This is a genomic window from Acinetobacter sp. YH12108 (assembly GCF_013419055.1).
GTDB lineage: Bacteria > Pseudomonadota > Gammaproteobacteria > Pseudomonadales > Moraxellaceae > Acinetobacter.
Map to the genome: position 1 here is coordinate 46,455 of NZ_VPAW01000006.1, position 19,828 is coordinate 66,282.

The window sequence follows — 19,828 nt, forward strand, 5'->3', positions numbered from 1 at the left end:
TAATGCTAAGTAAGATAATGTAATTTGACATGTTTTTGTTTTTCTTTGGTTTGTTTTTGATTTTATAGCATGAATTTAACCTTTCTCTATGCCTCATTTGTGCTTCATTTTAGAAATACCTCTCCCTAACCCTCTCTTGGAAAGAGAGGGAATATCCATTACTAAATTCATGGTGTAATTTGATTGGTAATGAAAGCTCCCTCTCTCTATGGGAGAGGGCTGGGGTGAGGGTATTGAATACGACCTATGTCTTCAAGTTCATGGATATATTGTTGCTTATTGAGATTGTTAAAGTGTATATAATAACCTATTAAAAATACTTAATTTAATTGGGATAATATGGTTTTGGAGTTATTTTCTAAAAGAAATAAAGTTAAAAAAGATACTGATGTATATAGTTACGATGCTCTTCCAAATCAGTTTCGTGTTCAAGTTACTTATATTTTAAAAGACCTATTTGGAGAAACAGGAGAAAAGTTATGTGAAATTATAAGAATAGAGAATATTTATAAAAGTTTAGTTGAATGGTTGGCTAGGGAGTTTGGAGTTTTTTATTTACACCAAAATTATAGGCATGATCTTGATGGTTATCATTCAGAATTTCTTAATGGATTTCTATCTGAAAAAGATATTTTTAAGGCATTAGATTATATTGAGTTAGCTTTTAGAGTTGCAAATAATATTGCAAAAGATGAAAAGTATGAATACAGCATAAAGCGTTATACTTATGATAATACTACTAAAAATGCTATAGATGAGTTGAATTGCCGATTTAATGAACATGGTCTAGGTTATCAGTTCGTTGAAGGACAAATTATTCGAAGAGATAATACATTTACCCATACCCAGATTATTAAACCTTCTTTAGAAATTTTATCAAGAAAGAGGTTTAAGGGTGCTAGTTCAGAGTTTCATAAAGCACATGAGCATTATCGAAATGGAAAATATCATGAAGCTTTAAATGAATGTTTAAAAGCTTTTGAAAGTACAATGCGAATTATCTGTGATAAGCAAGGATGGGATGTTAAAAGTAATGCAACAGCTAGTACTTTAATCAAAGTTTGTTTTGAGAATCACTTAGTTCCTAGCTTTTGGGAAAGTAAGTTTACTGCATTGAAAACTACATTAGAAAGTGGAATACCTACTGCACGAAATAAATTGAGTGGACATGGTGCGGGGGCTGAAGAAAAAGAAATTCCAAGATATATTGTTGAATATGCATTAAATATGACAGCATCAACAATATTATTTTTAGTGCATGCTGAAGAAAATTTGTAATTTTTAAAGTATCTAATGAATTTAAAAAAGGGGAAGCGGCACAGTGTGGAAAGTATTTGTTAAAGAATATGCTATGAGTTTACAAGAATTAAGCGGGAATTTTGTGAAGGCAGTACAAAATAACGATATACCTAATATTATCGAAATTTCTAGCACAGCACAAAGTAAATTAACTGAAATGTTTAAACAGTTGAGACTCTCTCAAGATCATGGAGAGCTTAGTAAGGACTTAGGTGAAAATTGCAGTTTAGGATATTATCAAAAGAGCATACCTAATGATTTTAATCTATTTAAGCAACAAAATCAGATGTTTACTTTAAATGAAAAGTTGAATTTAAGAGATTGTGCTAATGCTGTATTTCATTCAAAAATCAGTGATTATTATATCGAGAATAATAAACATTGGTTGCTTTACAAAACTGATAGAAATCAATTGATTATAATGGATATTCAAAAAGTCTGTAATGTTGTAATTCAAAATGTAAAAGAAAACCCGCTCTAAGGCGGGTTTTCTTTTAAAGAAAGATCAGATCAACCAATCAATTTCTTCATCAATTCATTCACTTGAGCAGGGTTAGCTTTACCACGTGATGCTTTCATCACCTGACCAACCAGACCGTTGAAAGCTTTCTCTTTACCAGATTTATACTCTTCAACCATCTTCTCATTGGCAGCAAGTACTTCCTTAATAATCGCTTCAATTGCACCTGTATCAGTTTCCTGTTTCAGGCCTTTTTCCGCAATGATTTCGTCCGCAGTTTTGCCTTCTTCCCACATAAAGCCGAACACTTGTTTCGCGATCTTACCGCTGATGGTGTTATCGACAATACGAGCAATCATGCCACCCAGTTTCTCACTCGACACAGGAGAGTCAGCAAGGTCTAGGCCAGCTTTGTTTAAAGCACCTGAGAATTCCCCCATTACCCAGTTCGCAGCAATCTTACCTTGAGCAGCACCGCCAGCAGCTTTTACCACATCTTCGTAGAATTCAGACATTTCACGAGTCAGTGTCAGTACGTGAGCATCATACTCAGTCACACCGAAGTCAGCTACGAAACGCGCACGACGAGCAGCAGGCAGCTCAGGCATTTGCGCTTTAATCGCTTCGATTTGCGCATCTGGAATCACCACAGGCAACAAGTCTGGATCAGGGAAGTAGCGGTAATCGTTCGCTTCTTCCTTAGAACGCATTGAACGGGTTTCCATCTTCACAGGGTCGAATAAACGAGTTTCTTGGTCGATGGTGCCATCCCATTCCAGAATTTCCATTTGACGTTCAATTTCAACATTGATCGCCTGTTCAATGAAACGGAATGAGTTCAGGTTTTTCAATTCACAACGTGTACCGAATGGTTGACCTGGACGACGTAAAGACACGTTACAGTCGGCACGGAACGAACCTTCTGCCATGTTGCCGTCAGAAATACCTAACCAGCGTACCAGCGTGTGAATCGCCTTGATGTAAGCCACGGCTTCTTCAACCGAACGCATATCAGGTTCAGATACAATCTCAAGTAAAGGTGTGCCTGCACGGTTCAAGTCGATACCTGACATGCCTTCGAACTGGTCGTGGATGGATTTACCAGCATCTTCTTCAAGGTGAGCACGGGTCACGCCAATGCGTTTTACTGTGCCATCTTCAAGCTGGATGTCGATATGACCCAAGCCCACAATCGGGTTGTCCATCTGACTGATCTGATAGCCTTTTGGAGAATCCGGGTAGAAGTAGTTTTTACGTGCAAATACAGAAGCCTGATCGATATACGCATCGATACCCAGACCAAAGCGAATCGCAAGATCAACGACTTCTTTATTCAATACTGGCAATACGCCCGGCATCGCAAGGTCTACAAGGCTCGCCTGAGTGTTTGGATCATTACCGAATTCAGTGGACGAACCGGAGAAGATTTTAGATTTAGTCGCAAGCTGAGTGTGAATCTCGATACCAATAATGACTTCCCAACCGTCAATCAGGTTAGATTTTGGTTTAGCAGCGTTTTTAGCCATTATGCATTCTCCTCAGCAATTGCAGCGCGTTTAGTATGCCAATCCGTTGCTTGTTGATACTGGTGTACCACAGACAACAATTGCGATTCTGACCAGTAGTTACCAATCAGCTGTAAGCCAACTGGCAAGTTGTCTTTGTCAAAACCAACAGGCGCGTTAATCGCAGGAAGACCTGCAAGGTTTACCGCGATAGTGTAGATATCACCTAGGTACATTTCAACAGGAGACAGGTTTGCACCGATGCGGTATGCAGTAGTCGGTGCAGAAGGTGCAGCGATGACATCTACAGATTCAAATGCTTTTAAGAAATCTTGCTGGATTAAACGACGTACTTTTTGTGCTTTCACATAATAAGCGTCGTAATAACCAGCAGACAGGGCATAGGTACCGATCAGGATACGACGCTGAACTTCAGCACCAAAACCTTCTGAGCGAGAGCGTTTGTAAAGATCTAAAAGATCTTTAGGCTCTTCACAACGGTAGCCATAACGCACGCCGTCATAACGAGACAGGTTCGAAGAGGCTTCAGCAGGTGCGATCAGGTAGTAAGTTGGAACATAAGCTTCAGTCATGTTGAGATCAATCTCAACCAGAATGGCACCCATTTCTTCCAGTTTCTTCAGTGATTCTTCAACGCGTGCTTTAACGTCCGCATCCAGACCTTCAACATTGAAGTACTGTTTTGGAATGCCGATGCGCAGACCTTTTACAGAAGTACCGGTCAGGTTGGCAACGTAATCATCAACTTCTTTGTCCATTGATGTTGAATCTTTGGCATCATGACCGGCCATGACATTCATCAGATAAGCACAGTCTTCAGCCGAACGTGCCATTGGGCCGCCTTGGTCTAGAGATGATGCGTAAGCGATCATACCGAAACGTGATACACGGCCATAAGTCGGTTTTAGACCAGTCAGACCACAAAAAGATGCTGGCTGACGGATTGAACCACCGGTATCCGTACCGGTTGCAAATGGAGCTAAATCCGCAGCAACAACCGCAGCAGAACCGCCTGAAGAACCGCCTGGAACGTGATCAAGTGCCCAAGGGTTTTTGGTCGCGCCAAAGTAAGATGACTCGGAAGTTGAACCCATGGCGAATTCGTCCATGTTCACTTTACCAAGTGTGACTAAGCCCGCAGCTTTACCTTTCGCTACAACGGTCGCGTCGTAAGGAGAGATAAAATTGTCCAGCATTTTAGAACCGGCTGTGGTTTTAATGCCTTGGGTACAGAAAATATCTTTATGCGCAATAGGCACGCCAGTCAGGGCAGTCGCATTGCCGGCTTTGATTGCAGCATCAGCAGCATCAGCTTGAGCCAATGCCTGTTCAGCAGTCACGGTCACATAAGCTTTGACCTGTGCATCAATTTTTTCGATGCGTTTTAAATAGTGTTGAGTCAATTCGCGGGATGAAAATTGAGCATTTGCCAAACCTTCAGTCAGTTCACGAATGGATAAGCGGTGTAAATCTGTCATGAGAAATAATTCTTTACGTTTAATTTAATAAAAAGAATGAACTGGGTAGTAATTACTCAATCACGCGTGGGACGAGATACAAACCGTCCTGTACAGCAGGTGCAACTGCTTGGTATTCCTCACGATGATTGCTTTCCGACACGACATCTTCACGTAAAGGCTGTGGGTGGTCGAAAGGGCTTTTCAGTGGTTCAACACCGTCAGTATCGATGCCTTTCAGGGTTTCCATCATGCCTAAAATTTTATTTAAACTTTGAGCATATTCAGCAGATTGCGTATCATTAAGAGATAACCTTGCGAGGTTGGCAATAGCTGAAACTGTTTCTGCATTTAAATCTGCAGAAGACTGTGCATCCGATGTAGACATAATATTACCTAATCAGTATTAAAAAAATTCAAATTATCATGCGTTATGATAAGCGATTGACTTGTCCAAATCATCACATTTAGTTAAAGTGGCCACCTTGCGTCCATATAAAGTTTAACTGAGAACGTCCCCGTGATTCTAAAACGACTAATAGGCTTGTTTTCGCCAGATCTCGCTATTGATTTAGGTACTGCAAATACACTTATTTATGCGCCAGGACGAGGCATTATATTAAATGAACCGACGGTTGTAGCCATCCGTCACAGTGGTTCACATAAAATTGTTGCTGCCGTAGGTCTTGACGCGAAACAAATGCTTGGTCGTACCCCAGCAAATATTTCTGCAATCCGTCCGATGAAAGACGGTGTGATTGCGGATTTCGAAGTGACCGAAACCATGTTAAATCAGTTCATTGGTAAGGTACACGAAAAACGTTTATTCCCGCCAGCGCCACGCGTGGTGGTTTGCGTGCCATGTAAATCGACACTGGTTGAACGCCGTGCGATCCGTGAAGCAGTTTATAATGCGGGTGCACGTGAAGTACGTCTGATTGAAGAACCGATGGCTGCTGCAATTGGTGCAGGCATGCCGGTTGAGCAGGCGTGTGGTTCGATGGTTGTTGATGTGGGCGGCGGTACAACTGAGATTGCAGTAATTTCATTACAGGGCTGCGTATATGCAGACTCGCTGCGTATTGGCGGTGATGTATTTGATGAACAGATCATCAACTACGTGCGTAAGGCACATGGTTGCGTGATCGGTGAAACCACAGCTGAAGTGATCAAAAAAGAAGTCGGCATGGCACTTCCAGATGAAGGTGCAAAACCGCTGGAAATTGAAGTCCGTGGCCGTAACCTGGCTGAAGGTGTGCCTCGTGCGATTGTGGTGAACTCGGATGAAGTCACTCAAGCGATTTCTGATCCACTACAAAACATTGTGTCTGCGGTGAAATCTGCACTGGAACAAACACCTCCTGAACTATCTTCTGATATCGCTGAACGCGGGATCGTGTTGACCGGTGGTGGTGCATTGTTGCGTAACCTGGACAAGCTGCTTGCCAAAGAAACAGGTCTTCCTGTGGTGGTTGCTGAAGATCCACTGTCTTGCGTGACTCGTGGTGGTGGTAAGGTACTCGAATTCTTCGACAATCCAAATCATGACATGTTATTTGTAGGCTAAGACAAGGATTCGGCGGGTGCAAGCACATCTGTTTTCTCGACAACCGCCATCTTTTCGCTCTTTTATCATTGCACTGATAACATGTCTGGTGGTGCTGTTCTTTGACTGGCGCATGCCACATGTTGTTCAACCTGCAAGGGATGTCTTGTACGCGGCCTATAATCCCATTTATGCCGTGGCCAGCTATCCGGTACTGTCGCGAGAATGGCTGAATCAACAAACCAAATCTGAAGCACAACTGCGTCGTGAGAACACCGCGATGCGGGCTGAGCTATTGCAGGCGCAAGTTCGCTTACAAAAAATTGCAGAGCTTTCTGCGGAAAATACCCGTTTGCGTGGTCTTTTAGATACCCCTCTGATTCTTGATGGGCGTATGGAAATTGCTGAGGTGATTGGTACCGATGCTGATCCGCTGCGCCATATCATCGTGATCAACCGTGGTTCCAATAACAAGCTGAAAGTCGGTCAGACCGTACTGGATGATATGGGGATTATGGGACAGATTATTGATGTCTATCCGCATAGTAGCCGGGTCATGCTGCTCTCTGATAAAGAACACTCCTTGTCAGTGCGTCTGGAACATACTGGTATGCGTGCCATTGTCTCGGGGACCGGGGATCTGGGACGCCTGAAAATGGAATATGTACCGACCAGCGCCAATATCAAAGTCGGTGAAAAAGTTTACAGCTCGGGTCTGGGACAGCATTTTCCGGCAGGTTATCTGGTGGGGACGGTCTCTAACGTGAAACGGCATAATTCAGGAGAATTTGCCCAGATTGATGTTACTCCAGCGGCACAGTTGGCCGGTGGTCATCATGTCGTCGTGCTGTTCTCTGACTCATTAGCGATGGAGCAACCGCATGTCAATCGCTAAGATGCGACCTAAAACACATCGTGATCCTTTATTTGCCATTGTCATATCGGTGATCGTGGCTTCTGTTCTCTCAGTCTATCCACTGTCTTACGAGACTTCGGGATGGCGTCCATTATTTATGTTAATGGTTATGCTGTTCTGGGTATTGTGTCAGCCGACCTGGTGCGGGATCTGGTTTGCATTTGCTACCGGGATCTTCATTGATTTACTGCTTGATGCGCCCTTAGGTCTCAATGCACTCAGCTTTATCATCATTGCTTTTGTGGCACGCTTCCTGACCCGTGAGCGCCGTATTCTGACCTTTGCTAATTTATGGGTCATCACGACAATTGCGATTCTGGCACATTTGATGATTATTTTCTTTGCCCAGATTTCGACCGGCGTACAATTCTCATTTGCACGACATTGGATTCCCATGCTGACTAGTGTCATCATATGGCCAGTGCTTTATTATTTTTTGAGAAAATGGCGCATTTAATCCTCGCTTCCAGCTCACCCCGACGCCGTGAACTTTTGCAGCAACTTGGGCTGAACTTTGAGATCTGTAGCCCAGATGTAGACGAATCTGTACTGGAAAATGAGTCCATTGCAGCCTATGTCGAACGTCTGGCGCAAGTCAAAGCGGAAGCGGTGGCCAAGCTGTTTCCGGATGCCATTATTATTGCTGCGGATACCAGTTTAGGTGTGAATAATGAGATTTTGGGGAAACCTGAATCCAAACAGCATGCCTTTGAAATGTGGGAAAAAATTTCAGGGAGATGGCATGATGTGTATACTGGAGTGTGCGTCCGCACAAAAGAAGAAAAATACAGTATAGTAGTCCGTACACAGGTTGAATTTCAGCCACTAAATAGCCATGATATGGAAAGTTACTGGGCAACAGGTGAGCCACTTGGGAAAGCAGGCGCCTATGCAATACAGGGAATTGCAGCGCGTTATATTCCAAGAATAGAAGGTAGTTATTCGAATGTAGTGGGGTTGCCACTATATGAAACAGTACAGTTATTGCAGACGGTTAAGGCACTAAATTAACTGCTGAAAAAGAATTCTTATAATGTTTTGAGTGTTGTTATGTCTGACGAGTTGTTGATTAACGTCACACCGATGGAATGTCGGGTGGCGTTGATTGAAAACGGCACGGTGAATGAACTGTTTGTCGAGCGTACGGCCAAGCGCGGATTGGTCGGGAATATCTATAAAGGGAAAGTGGTCCGGGTCTTGCCGGGCATGCAGGCCGCTTTTGTCGATATTGGTCTGTCCAGAACGGCATTTTTGCATATCAATGACATGGTCTGGCCACGTAACCAGCCAACGCCGAATGTATTCGAGCTGTTGCAACCGGGTTTGATTCTCACTGTTCAGGTGATGAAAGACATGCTCGGCACCAAGGGCGCACGTCTATCTACTGATCTTTCTATTCCTTCACGTTATTTGGTCCTGATGCCATATGGCAATCATATTGGCGTATCGCAGCGGATTGAATCCGAAGATGAACGCAATCGTTTACGCTCGATCATTGAGCGTATTCAGGCAGAACACAAGTTGCCTGGCTCCGTGATTGTCCGTACTGCTGCGGATGGCATTGAGGAAGAAGCGATTGCACAGGATATGGCTTATCTGGCTAAACTCTGGGAATACATTCAGCGCAAACAAAAAGTCATCGCAGTGCCTTCATTGATCTTTGAAGAACTGCCTTTGCCACAGCGTGTCATTCGTGACCTGGCTAATGAAGAAACCGAAAAGATCTATATCGATTCACGCGAAATCCATGGCAAGCTGAAAGAGTTTGTGGATGAGTTCGTGCCGAATATGAAAGACCGTTTACTGCATTATCCGGGCGAGCGACCAATTTTCGATTTGTACAATGTCGAAGAAGATCTGCAAAAGGCTTTACAAACCCGTGTCGCACTAAAGTCTGGCGGTTATCTGATGATTGACCAGACTGAAGCCATGACCACCATTGATGTTAATACCGGTTCTTATGTGGGCGGCCGCTCGCTGGAAGATACGGTGTTTAAAACCAATATGGAAGCCACACAGGTGATTGCACGTCAGCTGCGTCTGCGTAATCTGGGCGGTATTATCATCATCGACTTCATTGACATGCAGGAAGCCCAGCACCGTGAAGAGGTGATGAACCAGTTTGTGAAAATGCTGGAACGTGATCATGCCAAAACCAAGATCACCCAGGTGTCTGAACTGGGGTTGGTGGAGATGACGCGTAAGCGTACCCGTGAGTCTTTGGAACACTTGTTATGCGAGTCCTGTCCGACCTGTCAGGGACGTGGATATGTGAAAACAGCAGAATCAGTGTGTTACGAAATCTTTCGGGAAATCCTGCGCTATGCTCGCGCTTATGAATCACAAAGTGGCTTTACTGTTGTTGCCCATCCGGCAGTGATTGATCGGCTGTTGACTGCAGAAGCCCCGGCTGTGGCGGATCTGGAACACTTTATTAATCGTGTAATTAAATTCCAGGTCGAAAATTTATACACGCAAGAGCAATACGATATCATTCTCAGCTGAAATTGTAACAGAATATCGTTAAACACTTGTTACATCTGAAATTTTACAACTCTACTGATATTTACAATACTAGAAACATCAAATTAGCCAAAGCCTTTCTCCCAGTTCTAGGCTTAGCAAAAGGAGTCTATGATGAGTATGAGTAAAGTTGTAATCAATAAAAGCTTGAAACACGTATTAGAACCAAAGGCTGTGCATGCAGGATATATTGTGGATGAACGCGGGAATGAAGTTCAGATTACAGCTTCTATGATTCGCTCTGTCTGCCATCAGTTATTGAAACAATGTCGTACTATTAAAAGTTAATTAAACCAAAATAGATTGCGGTTGTATGAATTTCATTCAAACTGTAAAAAGAATAAAATAAAGGGGCTTAAATTGCCCCTTTATTTTTTACTAAATGATTGGCAAAAGTGCTCACACACTTTTTAGCAGTCCATTGCCAGATTTTATTCGTCCGCGGCTAACTGACCGCTTTCAACTTTGGGACGGGTTCACCATCCACAATCCGTTCGAAGCGTTGAATTTCTTCTTCAAGATGAGTCAATAGATTCTGCATTTTGGGTAGAGCATTACGGCAAGCAGTAAGACCTACTTCAAGCTTGTCCATATAACTGGTCATGGTGATATTCAGTGCCTGTCCATCCAGTACAATCGAAGCCGGATATAAGGCTTCCAAACGTGCGCCATTCCAGTACAGAGGTTCCTGAGGACCAGGGACATTGGAAATGATCACGTTAAATGCCTGACGTTTTGGCATTAAGCCAGATGCAATATTGAATCCTGCAAGGCCATAGACAAAGGCACTATAGTTCAGAATCTGATTGGCATTCATGCGCTTAAAGCGTTCTTTAGCACTGAGTACACTGCGACGTACCGTTTTAAGACGCTCCAAAGGATCATCCTTATGCGTGCCCAGATTCGCCAGAATCATGGTAATACGGTTGGAAACATCGGAGTCATCGCTACGTACAGAAGCGGGCACCATTGCAATTAATGGTTTTTTCGGCAAGGCATTTTGTGTGAGTAAATATTCGCGTAAGGCACCTGAACAGATCGCTAACACGATATCATTAATCGTTACACCTAAAGCTTTAGAAATATGACGTAAACGTGAGAATTCAAAAGATTGGGCTGCGAAACGACGTGAGGCACTGACACGCTGATTTAAAATAGAACTTGGTGCTTGAAAGCTGGACACATAATCCGGATTACGCCCCATATCTTTCAGTACGGTTTGTGATAATTCATAAGCCACTCGTGGCGTACATTCCAGCTGGCCTTTAATCGCCTGTAACACATTCTTCATGCGGCTGACTTTCGGCGCTTTCAGACGTTTTGCTCGTGGACCTTCTACACACCAAGGTGGCACAATACTTTTCGCATGTGGATCATGGGAAAGTGATTTTTCTACCAGACGCATGCCTGCAATACCATCTACCATCGCATGGTGAATCTTGAAGTACATGGCAAAACGGTTGCCTTCAATGCCTTCAATAATATGACAGGTCCATAAAGGTTTAGCGCGGTCAATCAGTGCGCTGTGTTCTTGGGAAATATAAGTCAGCAGCTCGCGGATACGCCCAGGTTTCGGTAAGGCAATATGACGAAAATGATGATCTAAATCAAACTCTTCATCTTCATCCCAAAATAAACCGTTTAAATAGTTATTAAATGGAGGAATCGGTGAGGATTTGGAATTGCGAATATCAGTCACCAGATCCCGGATAAAAGAGGCTGGTGCATTGTCAGGAATTTGAAACAAAAATAACCCGCCTACATGCATAGGCTGCTGCCGTTTCTCTAAAGACAAAAAAATAAAGTCAATCGGATGTAATGGACGCATAGCGTAGATTGCCTCACTGCATTTTCTTCAGCTGCTCATGTATAAGCAACCTTGTTAGAATTATTGGTATCACATTACAAAGTATAGCGATTTTGTCGCATAAAGGTACTGATTTTTCTGTAGCCGATTGGTTCACAAAAAAACCACCCGACGAACGGATGGTTTTTTAAGATTATTTTTTCAAGTTCCCGGCATGCAAGCCACATTCTTTATGGGTGGCTTCTTCCCACCACCAGCGTCCTTCACGTTCATGCTGATTTGGCAGCACAGGACGGGTACAAGGTTCACAGCCAATGGAGATAAAACCTTTTTCATGTAGTGGGTTGTATGGAATTTCCATCATTCGGATATAATTCCACACATCTGCACTAGACCAGTTGGCAAGGGGATTATATTTAATCAGCTGTTTGCCTGGACCAGAAAAACCTTCATCAGATTGAACCACTGGAATGTCATTACGTGTTCCCGGGCTTTGGTCTTTACGCTGACCGGTAATCCAGCCATCTAAAGTTGCCAGTTTTTTGCGTAAAGGTTGCACCTTGCGGATTCCGCAACATTCCTGATGGCCGTCACGGTAGAAACTGAACAAACCTTTTTCAGTCGTCAGTTGTTGAATCGCATCTGTTTCCGGGAAACAGATTTCGATATCAATATTATAGTGCTGGCGAACTTTTTCAATAAATTGATAAGTCTCAGCATGCAGACGCCCTGTATCCAAGCTAAATACCCGGAAAGGTTTACCTAAATTAGATGCCATATCAATCAGTACAACATCTTCTGCACCAGAAAATGAAATGGCAATTTCGCCTTCCTGCTCGAGAGCAAGCGCTAAAATTTCACTTGGTGATTTATCTGCATATTCAGATGCAAGCGCATCTACCATAGCAATAGTGGGGATTTTGGTCATATGAGTCCTGGCGGCATAGGCTTGGAAATGACGTGGCCTATATGAATTTATTTCAGATTTATTCTATTTTAATAGAAATGCCCAAAGCTACTTATCACTAAAAAATAAATACTTATGAAAAAAACAGATTTAAAAAAGAACAGTGCAAAATCTTTTTCTTCAGCTATGATAGGGCAAAATTTTTTCAATACAACTGAGGGGATGCTTCATGGAAGTCGTATGTCTAGATCTAGAGGGCGTTTTGGTTCCAGAAATCTGGATCAATTTTGCTAAAAAAACAGGTATTAAAGAGCTCGAAGCAACGACACGTGATATTCCTGACTATGATGTACTGATGACCCAGCGTTTGAATATTTTAAAACAGCATGGTTTGGGTCTAAATGATATCCAGGCTGTGATTGCGGATATGGGACCATTCGAAGGCGCCAAAGAATTTGTAGAATGGGTAAGTACTCATTTTCAGCTGATTATTCTGTCTGACACTTTCTATGAATTTGCTCATCCTCTAATGAAGCAACTAGGCTGGCCAACAATTTTCTGTCATAAGCTGGAAACTGATGAAGAGGGCATGATCACTGCTTATAAACTTCGTCAGCCGGACCAAAAACGTCAAGCCGTAAAAGCATTACATGGCTTGAACTTCCGTGTGATTGCAGCAGGAGATTCTTATAATGATACCACGATGCTAGGTGAAGCAGATCATGGTTTCCTATTTGATGCGCCTGAAAATGTGATTGCTGAATTCCCGCAATTCCCGCCAATTCGTGGTTATGATGCGTTAAAAGAAGCGATTCGTAATGCTTCAGTACGTGATATTCCAGCTTAATATTTAAGTGTATGTAATAAAAGAAAGGGCGCTTATAGCGCCCTTTCTTGTTGAATACTAATTTTTTAACGCAATTAGAAACGGTAACCGATTTTCATACCATAGCCGATTGCATGGTTGTCTTCAAAGCTACCTTTTACTTCACCACCTGTTTGTGCTTGTGCATCTCCTAGCCAGAAGTATTTAACCCCAGCCTGGATAAAATAGTTTTCTGCAGGGCTGTATTGGCCGCCTAGACCGACACTCCAATAACCTTCAGTTGGACCCAAGGTGGTTACCGGGTTTCCTGCACCAGAGTCATAACCTACAGCAGCAGAGCCTGACCATTTAACGTTAAATTTATGACCTAAACCCACATTTGCAGACCATTGATCATCTGAATAATCGACAAGATTCTGCTGTTTTCCGGTGAGTGCGCCAGTTAGCTGAGATAAATAAGCAGGTTTTACTGCAAACTGATCCCAATGTACCCAGCGAATATTAGCAAAGGCTAAGGTATTTTTTGCAATGCCTGACTGTAAGTCAATGTTGACTGATTGTGGTGTAGTAATTTCCGCTTTATGGTAAGTTGGAATTACTGGTTTACCCAATAATGTGCCAGTTAATCCAGGAATATATAAAGCCCCATCTGTACCAAAACCGAAGGTTTCTGTGGTATCTAATTCATGTTTAATTTCAGAGCGATAAGTCACAGCAGCTTTTAAGGCAATTTCAGGAATAGAATATGCAAAACCAGCTAACCAACCGTAAGCTTCACTTTCTTTAAGGTCAATATCATAACCGCCAAGAACTTGCGGGCCTCTATAAGCTGTACCACGTAGGGAGACTTTCGCCTTTACGCTTTGATAGACAGGTCCGGCATAAACATTCCAGTTCTCATTTGGCTGATACCCTATAAGTGCTGTAATGCTATTGGTTTTTACTTCAACAGAAGTGCCCTCCAATACACCAGTATTGGTATTTACTGTAGCAAAAGCATTAGATTCAGGCGCATATTGAGCGTCAGCTCCAAATGGCTGGTCATAAAGTAAACCCAGAGATATTTTATCAGTTGCCTGAATTTTTATAGCAGCAGTAGGGAAGTAGTAATCTTCAGCCATATCGCTGACTTTATTGCCGGCATTGTCTTTACCTTGAACTTCTGGATCTAAAACAGAAATACCCGCTTCCGCATAGTTACCAGGTTGTAAAAAAGCCTGAATAGACTGGCCTGAACGGTCTAAACCGGCAGCGAACACGAGAGAAGTAGGCAGGCTAGAAAGAAGAATAGCGATAGAGATTGGCTTAAGCTTCATGGCTCATCCTTGACAATGTTGCATAAATATTAATAAAAGTTGTGGAAAAGTAACACAAATTTAAAAAGAGTAAATGCTCCACTTCGTCCAAGAAATGAACTATGGCGGTTATAAAAAATGATTGCTTAGAGTATTTATACTATATTTTTTTGATTAACTTGATGAAAATAAACAAATAATAATTTTTATTAAAATATATTCAAAACTGAATTTAGGTAAAATTTGATTGCTGATAAAAACACCAAATAGTATACAGGTGTATAAAAATATAAATGAGATAATAAAGACCACCCGAGGGTAGTCTTTATTATCTATCACGAATTAGAAGCGATAGCCCATTTTTAAGCCATAAGCAATTGCATGGTTATCTTGGAAATCACCAACAATACGATTATCTTCGCCGACTTGTGCAGCAGTTTGTGACTTCGCATCACCTAACCAGAAGTATTTCACACCACCTGCGATGAATGTCGCTGGTGTTGGGCTATATTGAAGACCTAGGCCGACATTCCAATAACCTTCTGTAGGACCAAGTGTCGACACAGGATTTCCTGCACCAGAATCCCAGCCTACTGATAGATTGCCAGCCCATAGATCATTAAATTTACGGCCTACACCTACAGTAGCTGAAATTTGATCATCAGAGTATTCAACTAAATTAAAACCATTTGGACGATTAACAGCTGGTAATTGTCCTACTGCTTCTGAAGCTAAACCGAATTGATATGGACGAATAGCAAAGTTTGACCAATCTACCCAACGTACATTAGCAAAGGCTACAGTATTAGCCATTACACCTGTTTGGAAATCCAAGTTTACAGATTGCGGAGTAGTAATTTTTGTTACACCTTGAGTTCCAACAATATCTGCTGGATTAACACCAACTAATCCAAAACCTGCTGCTGCAGAAAGCTGCTCAGTAGTATCAGCTTCATGATCAATTTCAGAGCGGTATGTTACTGAGGCTTTAAGCGCAATATCGGGAATTTGAAATGCAACACCCGCTAACCAGCCAAGATCACCAGTTTCCTTCATCGTGGCATCATAACCATTAAAAATACTGTAAGCTTGACCACGTAAACTTACTGTGCCTTTCACAGTTTGATAAACTGGACCTGCATAAATGTTCCAATTTTCATTAGGTTGGAAGCCAAATAAGAAAGTAAGATTTTGTGTTTGAACATCAACTTTAGTATTGCCTGTCCCTAATGGAATACCTTCTAAAGTTTCTGCTAACTGTGCCTGACCTTGAGCAAGAGCACCTTCTCGTACTTGAGGAAGTACAGCCTCTGCAGCTGCATCTACATCTCCACCTGCTTGAGTGATGATTCCTGTAATAGTATTTGAAACTGCCGTAGCATAGGTTGGATCATCTGGAGCAATACCTTGCTGAGCCACTAAACCTTGAGCTGCTAAACCTACTAATTCTGTACTAGATAAGTCACCAAGAGTTGCATCAACTTGATTTGCTACTAAACCATCTAAAAGGGGTTGAGGTAAAATTGTATCAGTAGGTTGTGATACAAATGCATTGTTACCTGTATATTCTGCTTCAGCACCAAATGGCTGGTCATACAAAATACCAAATGAAAATTTGCTAGTAGGTTGAAGTTTTAATGCAGCACTTGGAAAATAATAATCGCCAGCCATATCATTGATATTACGACGAGCAGGAGCTTCTCCAGCCTCTTTACCCGATACAGTAGGGTCTAATACAGAAATACCTGCCTCAAAGTAATTACCTGGTTGTAAAAACGCTGCGATAGATTGGCCTGAACGGTCCATCGCCGCTGCAAATGCGCCTGTCATAGGCACAGTTGCAAGAATCATTGCAGTAGTTAATGTTTTTAATTTCATTTACGTCTTTCCTTGAGGTACAAATTTATATCTAGCGTTGTTGTTTGCACTTATTAAATTCTTGGAGATTTCGGGTATTTATCCGCAATCATTTGTTACTCCATGTGACAAAAATAGCACAATTAAAATAAGAGTAAATGCTCTAGAAAAAACTAATTAGTCTAAAAAAGCACCAAAATAGAGTTTTTGCACCAAAAAATAGCTGTATTTTGAAATAAGTATTTGAAAGTAAAAGAAATAAAATAATGGAGAAAAAATGATTTTTTGTATAAAAAATATTCTAAAAATATGAAGATTAACGCTAATTTTTTGAAGTATAGATCACATTTTGAAAGGATGGTGCGCCCTGCGGGACTCGAACCCACGTCGGTCGCTTAGGAGGCAACTGCTCTATCCAGTTAAGCTAAGGGCGCGAAAAGAAGGCTATTGTACTGTAAAAAACGCAAAAAAAAAGTTATTGCCGAAGCAATAACTTTAAAAATCATCGATTAAAAGATTTTTTGATTAATTCTTAGGGCGCAGTGCCTTAAACAGAATAAACATGATCACTACCCAGATCGGAAGCATCAGTACTGATTCTTTAAAGCCTTGTGTCCACATGATGTAAAGAATGGTTGCAATGAAAGCTAAAACCAGAATATTACTTGCAGGTGACCACAATGCAGGGAAACTGGTCTTTTGTCCTAACTGCTTCATGCTTTGCATAAACTTGAAGTGAGTCAGACTAATCATGGCCCAGTTCAGTACCAGTGCACCTACCACTACATAAATCAGGTGACTTAAGGCATCTTCAGGAACAAAGTAGTTTAGAAGTACACAGCCGAAAATCAGCAGGGCAGAGAACAGAACTGCAGGAATTGGAACGCCTTGTTTGTTCACAGTCTTAAAGATTTTAGGGGCATTACCTTGCTGTGCCAGACCATAGAGCATACGGCTATTAGCATACATACCACTGTTATAAACAGAAAGTGCAGCTGTCAGGATGATGAAGTTCAGCAGATGTGCTGCCCAGTCAATGCCCAATTGGCTAAAGATCATTACAAACGGGCTTTTATCCAGACCGCCAAGCTCTAACTGGTTCCAAGGTACCAAAGACAACAGAATGGTCAAGGCACCTACATAGAATACCAGAATACGGAATACGACCTGATTAATCGCTTTTGGAATGGTTTTTTCTGGATTTTCAGCTTCTGCTGCTGCCATCCCGATCAGTTCAATCCCACCGAAGGCAAACATCAGGAAGGCCAGCATATAGAATAGACCTTCGAAACCATTCGGGAAGAAGCCGCCCGCTGTCCAAAGGTTACTGAAAGAAGCCCCTGAAGATGCATCAGCGGTCAGGATCAGATAGAGACCAAAGACAATCATGGAAATGACTGCAGTCACTTTTACAATGGATAGCCAGAATTCTGATTCACCGTAAAATTTCACATTGCCGAGATTGACCAGCGTAATTACGATGAAGAAAAACAGGACTGAGGTCCAGGCAGGAATATGAGGCCACCAGTAATTAATATATTTTGCAACGGCGGTGAGCTCGGTCATGGCTACCAAGATATATAAGATCCAGTAGTTCCAACCCGCAAGGAAACCAGGGAATTTACCCCAATATTTATAAGCAAAATGGCTGAATGAACCTGCTACAGGTTCATGAACAATCATCTCACCCAATTGACGCATGATTAAGAATGCAATTAAGCCACCAATGGCATAGCCAAGAATAATAGAAGGACCCGCAGATTGGATCACCTGTGCGGAACCTAAGAATAAGCCTGTGCCAATTGCACCGCCCATGGCGATCAACTGAATATGACGGTTCTTTAAGCCACGCTGAAGTTGTGAAGACTCGTTATTCAAAGTGTTCAGCCCGACAATGTAAGAAATAGGTATAAAGATTGTAATGGAACAAAGATAAGAAGCCTAGAGCACCCGTCTGGATGAAATATTATTATCGTATTTATAAAAAAAAATTATAAAAAATAAATAGAATAAAAGATATGTGAATCAATATATTAATTTTATTGAAAATGTAACTGATGAGTTTGCTGTTTTTTTAACTCGACACAAATGCTGTTTTTTTATACTTAGGTCGGGCAAGGCGACTACTTGGCTTTAAACCGATTATACTCGTCTCAGAAATATTCAATAATTTTGATCAGAATAAAGACAAGCCAGAGGAAGAAAGTATTCATGAGTTTCGCTGCCCAAATCAAAATCCCGGCCACTTACATGCGCGGAGGCACCAGTAAAGGGGTGTTCTTTAAACTGGACGATTTACCTGCTGCTGCACAACAGGCAGGCCGAATTCGGGACCAGTTATTATTAAGAGTGATCGGCAGCCCGGATCCTTATGGCAAACAGATTGATGGTATGGGCGGTGCCAGTTCAAGTACCAGCAAAACCGTGATTCTGTCTAAAAGCCAGCAGGAAAATCATGATGTAGATTATCTATTCGGTCAGGTATCGATTGATCGCCCTTTTGTAGACTGGAGTGGTAATTGTGGCAATCTGACTGCAGCAGTTGGAGCATTTGCGATTTCCAATGATCTGGTCGATCCTGCACGTATTCCTGAAAATGGACTGTGTACGGTGCGAATCTGGCAGGCGAATATTCAGAAAACCATTATTGCCCATGTACCGATGCAGAATGGTCAGGTTCAGGAACTAGGCGATTTTGAGCTGGATGGCGTAACTTTCCCAGCAGCTGAAGTACAGATTGAATTTCTGGATCCAGCCGATGATGATGCTGAGGGCGGTTCAATGTTTCCGACCGGAAATTTAACCGATATGCTGGAAGTACCGAATATTGGCAGCTTTGAAGTGACGATGATTAATGCCGGGATCCCGACAGTTTTCTTAAAGGCAGAAGATCTGGGCTATAACGGTACCGAGTTACAGGACCATATCAATAATGATGCAGCTGCCTTGGTGAAGTTTGAAACCATCCGAGCCTATGCTGCTCAACAGATGGGGCTGATTCAGGATATTAGTGAAGCTGTTACACGTCAGCATACGCCAAAGATCGCTTTTGTGGCTCCACCAAAGACTTATACGTCCTCTAGTGGTAAGGAAGTCACTGAAGCAGATAGCGATATTCTGGTCCGTGCCTTATCGATGGGTAAGTTGCATCATGCCATGATGGGAACAGCCGCTGTAGCGATTGGAACAGCGGCAGCGATTCCGGGAACCTTGGTTAATCGTGTTGCAGGTGGCGGGGAGCGTGAATCAGTCCGCTTTGGTCATCCTTCCGGTACCTTAAGAGTGGGTGCGCAAGCAGTGCAGGAAAATGGGGAATGGAAAGTGAAAAAAGCCATTATGAGTCGTAGTGCTCGTGTGCTAATGGAAGGTTGGGTGCGTGTCCCTGAAGATGTTCTCTCTTAAAATTATT

The 19,828-nt window shown here is 42.2% G+C and carries 18 protein-coding genes and 1 tRNA gene; 10 read left to right on the top strand and 9 right to left on the bottom strand.

Translation table 11 applies throughout. From position 1 onward, the window contains the following. Nucleotides 1-339: 339 nt before the first annotated feature. Together FTU46_RS05030 and FTU46_RS05035 are read left to right on the top strand one after the other, a co-directional pair. The gene (locus tag FTU46_RS05030) at nucleotides 340-1,278 is read left to right on the top strand and encodes an STM4504/CBY_0614 family protein (RefSeq protein WP_180104477.1); all 939 of its coding nucleotides are present in this window, start codon (nucleotides 340-342) and stop codon (nucleotides 1,276-1,278) included. Nucleotides 1,279-1,351: 73 nt separating this feature from the next. Next, nucleotides 1,352-1,780, top strand: coding sequence for a hypothetical protein (locus FTU46_RS05035; protein ID WP_180104478.1), 429 nt, complete (start codon nucleotides 1,352-1,354; stop codon nucleotides 1,778-1,780). A gap of 29 nt (nucleotides 1,781-1,809) precedes the next feature. Here the strand turns inward: FTU46_RS05035 and gatB are convergent, their stop codons facing one another. The 3 genes from gatB to gatC are packed head-to-tail and all read right to left on the bottom strand — an operon-like array spanning nucleotide 1,810 to nucleotide 5,130. Next, nucleotides 1,810-3,285: an Asp-tRNA(Asn)/Glu-tRNA(Gln) amidotransferase subunit GatB gene (gene gatB, locus FTU46_RS05040; protein ID WP_180104479.1), complete on the bottom strand. Its 1,476-nt coding sequence runs from the start codon at nucleotides 3,283-3,285 to the stop codon at nucleotides 1,810-1,812. After that, nucleotides 3,285-4,763, bottom strand: coding sequence for an Asp-tRNA(Asn)/Glu-tRNA(Gln) amidotransferase subunit GatA (gene gatA / locus FTU46_RS05045; RefSeq protein WP_127798672.1), 1,479 nt, complete (start codon nucleotides 4,761-4,763; stop codon nucleotides 3,285-3,287). The genes gatB and gatA overlap by 1 nt, the downstream gene beginning before the upstream one ends. Nucleotides 4,764-4,815: 52 nt before the next feature. Beyond that, nucleotides 4,816-5,130: an Asp-tRNA(Asn)/Glu-tRNA(Gln) amidotransferase subunit GatC gene (gatC, locus tag FTU46_RS05050; RefSeq protein ID WP_005234479.1), complete on the bottom strand. Its 315-nt coding sequence runs from the start codon at nucleotides 5,128-5,130 to the stop codon at nucleotides 4,816-4,818. A 132-nt stretch (nucleotides 5,131-5,262) separates the two neighbouring features. Here gatC and FTU46_RS05055 point away from each other — a divergent pair, with 132 nt between their 5' ends. From FTU46_RS05055 to FTU46_RS05080, 6 genes are all read left to right on the top strand, one after another. Continuing rightward, the gene (locus FTU46_RS05055) at nucleotides 5,263-6,309 is read left to right on the top strand and encodes a rod shape-determining protein (RefSeq protein ID WP_005234480.1); all 1,047 of its coding nucleotides are present in this window, start codon (nucleotides 5,263-5,265) and stop codon (nucleotides 6,307-6,309) included. Between the two features lie 16 nt (nucleotides 6,310-6,325). Next, nucleotides 6,326-7,183: a rod shape-determining protein MreC gene (gene mreC, locus FTU46_RS05060; protein ID WP_004783097.1), complete on the top strand. Its 858-nt coding sequence runs from the start codon at nucleotides 6,326-6,328 to the stop codon at nucleotides 7,181-7,183. Continuing rightward, a complete protein-coding gene (mreD, locus tag FTU46_RS05065; protein ID WP_004783095.1) occupies nucleotides 7,170-7,661 on the top strand; it encodes a rod shape-determining protein MreD in 492 nt (163 codons plus the stop codon). The genes mreC and mreD overlap by 14 nt, the downstream gene beginning before the upstream one ends. Then, nucleotides 7,649-8,215: a Maf-like protein gene (locus tag FTU46_RS05070; protein WP_179993411.1), complete on the top strand. Its 567-nt coding sequence runs from the start codon at nucleotides 7,649-7,651 to the stop codon at nucleotides 8,213-8,215. The genes mreD and FTU46_RS05070 overlap by 13 nt, the downstream gene beginning before the upstream one ends. A 39-nt stretch (nucleotides 8,216-8,254) precedes the next feature. After that, nucleotides 8,255-9,709 carry a ribonuclease G gene (gene rng / locus FTU46_RS05075; protein WP_005234484.1) on the top strand — a complete coding sequence of 485 codons (1,455 nt, stop codon included), beginning with the start codon at nucleotides 8,255-8,257 and terminating at the stop codon, nucleotides 9,707-9,709. Between the two features lie 132 nt (nucleotides 9,710-9,841). Then, the gene (locus FTU46_RS05080; RefSeq protein ID WP_004783090.1) at nucleotides 9,842-10,015 is read left to right on the top strand and encodes a PA1571 family protein; all 174 of its coding nucleotides are present in this window, start codon (nucleotides 9,842-9,844) and stop codon (nucleotides 10,013-10,015) included. A gap of 157 nt (nucleotides 10,016-10,172) precedes the next feature. On the opposite strand, the gene FTU46_RS05085 is transcribed toward FTU46_RS05080, so the two are convergent. Both FTU46_RS05085 and FTU46_RS05090 read right to left on the bottom strand, forming a co-directional pair. Continuing rightward, a complete protein-coding gene (locus tag FTU46_RS05085) occupies nucleotides 10,173-11,555 on the bottom strand; it encodes a wax ester/triacylglycerol synthase family O-acyltransferase (protein ID WP_004783088.1) in 1,383 nt (460 codons plus the stop codon). A 172-nt stretch (nucleotides 11,556-11,727) separates the two neighbouring features. Further along, nucleotides 11,728-12,462, bottom strand: coding sequence for a phosphoadenylyl-sulfate reductase (locus FTU46_RS05090; RefSeq protein WP_034703384.1), 735 nt, complete (start codon nucleotides 12,460-12,462; stop codon nucleotides 11,728-11,730). A gap of 208 nt (nucleotides 12,463-12,670) precedes the next feature. Between FTU46_RS05090 and thrH the strand changes: the two genes are divergently transcribed. Next, on the top strand, nucleotides 12,671-13,288 hold the full coding sequence (gene thrH / locus FTU46_RS05095; protein ID WP_179993412.1) for a bifunctional phosphoserine phosphatase/homoserine phosphotransferase ThrH: 618 nt from the start codon (nucleotides 12,671-12,673) through the stop codon (nucleotides 13,286-13,288). A 74-nt stretch (nucleotides 13,289-13,362) separates the two neighbouring features. Here the strand turns inward: thrH and FTU46_RS05100 are convergent, their stop codons facing one another. The 4 genes from FTU46_RS05100 to FTU46_RS05115 form a co-directional block, all read right to left on the bottom strand. After that, nucleotides 13,363-14,583 (bottom strand): OmpP1/FadL family transporter, encoded by a 1,221-nt coding sequence (locus FTU46_RS05100; protein WP_180070180.1) that lies wholly within the window; start codon nucleotides 14,581-14,583, stop codon nucleotides 13,363-13,365. A gap of 321 nt (nucleotides 14,584-14,904) precedes the next feature. Next, a complete protein-coding gene (locus FTU46_RS05105) occupies nucleotides 14,905-16,440 on the bottom strand; it encodes an outer membrane protein transport protein (protein WP_180104480.1) in 1,536 nt (511 codons plus the stop codon). Nucleotides 16,441-16,777: 337 nt separating this feature from the next. After that, nucleotides 16,778-16,853: transfer RNA gene (locus FTU46_RS05110), tRNA-Arg, on the bottom strand. A gap of 91 nt (nucleotides 16,854-16,944) precedes the next feature. After that, entirely contained in the window at nucleotides 16,945-18,297 is a 1,353-nt protein-coding gene (locus FTU46_RS05115) for an amino acid permease (RefSeq protein WP_004783078.1), read from the bottom strand. 333 nt (nucleotides 18,298-18,630) lie between these two features. Between FTU46_RS05115 and prpF the strand changes: the two genes are divergently transcribed. After that, nucleotides 18,631-19,821, top strand: a complete 1,191-nt coding sequence (prpF, locus tag FTU46_RS05120) for a 2-methylaconitate cis-trans isomerase PrpF (protein ID WP_180104481.1) — start codon at nucleotides 18,631-18,633, stop codon at nucleotides 19,819-19,821. The last annotated feature ends 7 nt before the right edge of the window (nucleotides 19,822-19,828 follow it).

Excerpts from the sequence above, each read along its gene's own strand:
- FTU46_RS05030 (WP_180104477.1), top strand. The coding sequence starts at position 340 with ATGGTTTTGGAGTTATTTTCTAAAAGAAATAAAGTTAAAAAAGATACT.
- FTU46_RS05035 (WP_180104478.1), top strand. The coding sequence starts at position 1,352 with ATGAGTTTACAAGAATTAAGCGGGAATTTTGTGAAGGCAGTACAAAAT.
- gatB (WP_180104479.1), bottom strand. The coding sequence starts at position 3,285 with ATGGCTAAAAACGCTGCTAAACCAAAATCTAACCTGATTGACGGTTGG.
- gatA (WP_127798672.1), bottom strand. The coding sequence starts at position 4,763 with ATGACAGATTTACACCGCTTATCCATTCGTGAACTGACTGAAGGTTTG.
- gatC (WP_005234479.1), bottom strand. The coding sequence starts at position 5,130 with ATGTCTACATCGGATGCACAGTCTTCTGCAGATTTAAATGCAGAAACA.
- mreD (WP_004783095.1), top strand. The coding sequence starts at position 7,170 with ATGTCAATCGCTAAGATGCGACCTAAAACACATCGTGATCCTTTATTT.
- FTU46_RS05070 (WP_179993411.1), top strand. The coding sequence starts at position 7,649 with ATGGCGCATTTAATCCTCGCTTCCAGCTCACCCCGACGCCGTGAACTT.
- rng (WP_005234484.1), top strand. The coding sequence starts at position 8,255 with ATGTCTGACGAGTTGTTGATTAACGTCACACCGATGGAATGTCGGGTG.
- FTU46_RS05080 (WP_004783090.1), top strand. The coding sequence starts at position 9,842 with ATGAGTATGAGTAAAGTTGTAATCAATAAAAGCTTGAAACACGTATTA.
- FTU46_RS05085 (WP_004783088.1), bottom strand. The coding sequence starts at position 11,555 with ATGCGTCCATTACATCCGATTGACTTTATTTTTTTGTCTTTAGAGAAA.
- FTU46_RS05090 (WP_034703384.1), bottom strand. The coding sequence starts at position 12,462 with ATGACCAAAATCCCCACTATTGCTATGGTAGATGCGCTTGCATCTGAA.
- thrH (WP_179993412.1), top strand. The coding sequence starts at position 12,671 with ATGGAAGTCGTATGTCTAGATCTAGAGGGCGTTTTGGTTCCAGAAATC.
- FTU46_RS05100 (WP_180070180.1), bottom strand. The coding sequence starts at position 14,583 with ATGAAGCTTAAGCCAATCTCTATCGCTATTCTTCTTTCTAGCCTGCCT.
- FTU46_RS05105 (WP_180104480.1), bottom strand. The coding sequence starts at position 16,440 with ATGAAATTAAAAACATTAACTACTGCAATGATTCTTGCAACTGTGCCT.
- prpF (WP_180104481.1), top strand. The coding sequence starts at position 18,631 with ATGAGTTTCGCTGCCCAAATCAAAATCCCGGCCACTTACATGCGCGGA.